The organism is Deltaproteobacteria bacterium, from assembly GCA_026712905.1.
Classification (GTDB): domain Bacteria; phylum Desulfobacterota; class Binatia; order UBA9968; family JAJDTQ01; genus JAJDTQ01.
Genome location: JAPOPM010000274.1, coordinates 1 through 3,110, shown reverse-complemented (window position 1 = coordinate 3,110; position 3,110 = coordinate 1). Strand labels below are relative to the sequence as shown.

At 65.4% G+C, this 3,110-nt stretch carries 4 protein-coding genes; 1 reads left to right on the top strand and 3 read right to left on the bottom strand.

Annotation, left to right across the window (positions count from 1 at the left end):
• Positions 1-313: 313 nt before the first annotated feature.
• From OXF11_22155 to OXF11_22145, 3 genes are all read right to left on the bottom strand, one after another.
• Entirely contained in the window at positions 314-880 is a 567-nt protein-coding gene (locus OXF11_22155) for a thiamine pyrophosphate-dependent enzyme (GenBank protein ID MCY4489790.1), read from the bottom strand.
• 2 nt (positions 881-882) lie between these two features.
• Positions 883-1,404, bottom strand: a complete 522-nt coding sequence (locus OXF11_22150; protein MCY4489789.1) for a decarboxylase — start codon at positions 1,402-1,404, stop codon at positions 883-885.
• Positions 1,405-1,468: 64 nt separating this feature from the next.
• Positions 1,469-2,089 carry a hypothetical protein gene (locus OXF11_22145; protein MCY4489788.1) on the bottom strand — a complete coding sequence of 207 codons (621 nt, stop codon included), beginning with the start codon at positions 2,087-2,089 and terminating at the stop codon, positions 1,469-1,471.
• Between the two features lie 503 nt (positions 2,090-2,592).
• On the opposite strand from OXF11_22145, the gene sugE reads away from it, so the two are divergent.
• On the top strand, positions 2,593-2,919 hold the full coding sequence (sugE, locus tag OXF11_22140) for a quaternary ammonium compound efflux SMR transporter SugE (GenBank protein ID MCY4489787.1): 327 nt from the start codon (positions 2,593-2,595) through the stop codon (positions 2,917-2,919).
• Positions 2,920-3,110: the final 191 nt, after the last annotated feature.

Sequence of the window (3,110 nt, the reverse complement as noted above, 5' to 3'; positions counted from 1 at the left end):
CTGACCCCCGGTATCTGTTCGGAGCGACAACTGGCATGCGGGGTGTCCTACTCCCGCCCGGTGCAGAACCCCTAGGGTGCTCACCCTATGACGTACGACGCGCCCCGCATGCCTACCCCTCAAATTGGCCGATCTGAGAGGATCTCTCAACATACAAATGACGTTCCGGGGTGTTGGTGCCGTTCCGGGGTGTTGGTACCGTTCCGGGGTGTTGGTGACGTTCGGGGTGTGGGTACCGTTTGGCGGCCGAGCGGAGTCTTGACACAGCCTGTTTCGCGGGAATGACGCTTCGGGGTGGCGGGAACGACGGGCCTTACGACTCGGCCAGCGCCTTGGCGAAGCGGTCGCGGTACTCGGTGTTGTAGAGGCGCGGGAAGTTTTCCGGGTAGTCTTCGCCCGGCTCCACCTTGAGGTCCACCATGATGGGGCCGTCCTCCTTGAGGATGGCGTCGAGGTTCCGGTCCCAGTCTTCCAGGTTGTCGATGGTGTAGGTGTTGACGTAGCCGGCCTCGCGGGCGACGCCGGTGAAGGTGAAGCCGTCGTGGCGCGGGATGGGCACGGCGCCGTTGGTCTCGTAGGTGCCGTTCTCGCACACGCAGTGCACGAAGTTCTTGGGCGCGGCGTTGGCGATGGTGACCAGGGTGCCCAGGTTCATGAGCAGGCTGCCGTCGCCGTCCAGCACCACCACGCGCTTGTCGGGCCGTCCGAGGGCCAGGCCCAGGGCGTGGGACGAGCCCTGTCCCATGGCGCCGGTGAAGGTGTAGTTGAGGTCCGACGGCGCGATGTGGATCCAATCCTGCGCCGCCTTGTAGACCGCCACCACGATCTCGTCGGTGCGGTGGCGCGCCAGAACCTTGAGCATTTCGTCGCGTTTCATCATGGTCAGATAGGCTCCCGTCCGATCAGCATGGCCACCGGCCTCGCCTCCGAGTAGGCCGCCTCCACGGCGGGCACGACCTTGTCCGCCTCGCCGGGGGCTTCGATGTTATGGTACTCGATCTCCATCGCCTCCAGGATCGGTTCGACGATGCGCAGGCCGTAGCGCTTGGACTGCCTGGGGGGAACGCCGGGCTCCTTCTGGAGCATCCCCACCATCATGCACACCGGGTTCTTCCCCTGCACGGCCACGCCGCGCACCGCGTTGATGGAATCCAGGAGACCGGTGTACTGCATCAGCAGCAGCGAGCGGTGCCCGGCGGCGTAGAGGCCGCTGCAGATGGACACGCCCTCGTCTTCCTTGCACACCTGCACCACCTGGAAGTCGGGATCCTTGATCATCGTCTTCAGCAGGTGCTCGCTGGTGGTGCGGTCGGGCAGGGCCACGATGAAGCGGATGCCGGCCCGTTTGATCTCGCTGATGAGATCCCGCGCCTTGAGCCTGTCGGCGTCGTTGTCTCGCGCCACGCTTTCGCTCCTTCCGTTGTTGCCGGAGTGGTCCCGTCGGTCCCGCGGGACAACCCTTCGCCCTCTATACTATGGCGCCTCCTTGGAGAAAAGACTTGAATCGCGCCACGTCGGCGGGCGCGTCCGGCCGCAACTCGCACCAGCGCAGCGCCCCCTCGTAGAGGCGCACGGTGGGACGGAGTCCGTGGACCACGGGCAGCAGATCCCGTAGCGTGTCGTACCACGCCCGGCGTTCGTCCCGGTCCGGCGGCTCCGCGTCGCGCGCGTCCAGCAGCGCACACAGACGAAGCCACTCGCCGACGGCGAAGCCCATGCGCAGGTCTTCCGGATAGAGGCTCAAAGCGATGGCGCGGGGCCGGGTGAAGTGCTGGCGCTCGTCGAATTCCAGAATGAATCCGGGGCTTGCTATATTGTCCATATGGTAGTCGCATGGCGGCATCCGCGCCGTTCGTATGAAATCCCCGTAACCCCGGTGGTCGCGCAGCGCCCCGAAGACCCGCTGCAACACCCCGCCGATCCGGGTGCCGTGGTACGCCTCGGGCCTGCTGGGCCATGGAAAAGCTTGGTCGCGGTGGCACGCCTCCGGGTAGAGCGCGGTGAGGAACTCGTGCAGCCGGGCCTTGCACGCGCGGCAGTGCTCGGAATGGGAGCCTGGACGGGACATGACCGCGAGATTATCGGCCATCAACGGAAGCGGGGCAATGGCACGATTTGTTATTCCCGCGAAGGCGGGAATCCACGGGTGGGGAGGGGCGAAACCGGCGCATTCCCCGCCTCACCCCGCCCGGAAATTTGCTTCCCAGGCTGTGTCAAAACGTCGCCCGGACAAGAACTGGCGCAAACCCCCGATTCGTCATTCCCGCCACCCTCTCCGTCATTCCCGCCACCCTCTCCGTCATTCCCGTCACCCTCTCCGTCATTCCCGCGGAAGCGGGAATCCAGGGGTGGCGAGGCGGGGAAACGCTGCTGTAGTGCCCCACCACCCCGCCTGGATTCCCGCTTCCGCGGGAATGACGGAGAGGGTGGCGGGAATGACGATTCGAGGGGGCTCTGCCTCAGGAGTTGGCACAGCCTGTTCCACGGGAATGACTGTGTGTGGGGGTTGGTTGCCGTCTCGTATCCGAGCGGAGTTTCGACACGGCCCGTTGCCCGGGATGACGGAGGAGTCCGGGGACTTGGAGTAGCATGATGGGTTGGACCTACCTGTGCATCGCCGGCGTGTTCGAAGTGGCCTGGGTCGTCGGGCTCAAGTACACGGCGGGGTTCACCCGCCTGTGGCCGAGCGCGGTGACGCTCGTGATCATGGGAGTGAGCATCTATTTCCTGGCGCAGGCGGTGAGGACCCTACCCGTGGGCACGGCGTACGCGGTCTGGACCGGCATCGGCGCCGTGGGTACGGTGATACTGGGCATGGTCCTTTTCGGGGAATCGAGGGAAGTGCTGCGGCTGGTTTGCATCGCGCTGATCATCGCCGGCATCGTCGGGCTGCGGCTGGTCTCGGAAACGCCGCACTAGTGTCCTGCGTCACAAATAGCTTGATGAAACCGCGAGGGCATTTTTGTCGCCGGCAAGGCGCGATGACTTGTAGGGGCGACCTGCGGTCGCCCCCCAGTGGCGGGCACCACGCGAGGAAGACCCCGGGTCAAGGCCCGGGGTGACGTAACGCAGCCGACGGCGAAAAGGACCCGCGGTTTCATCAAGCTATT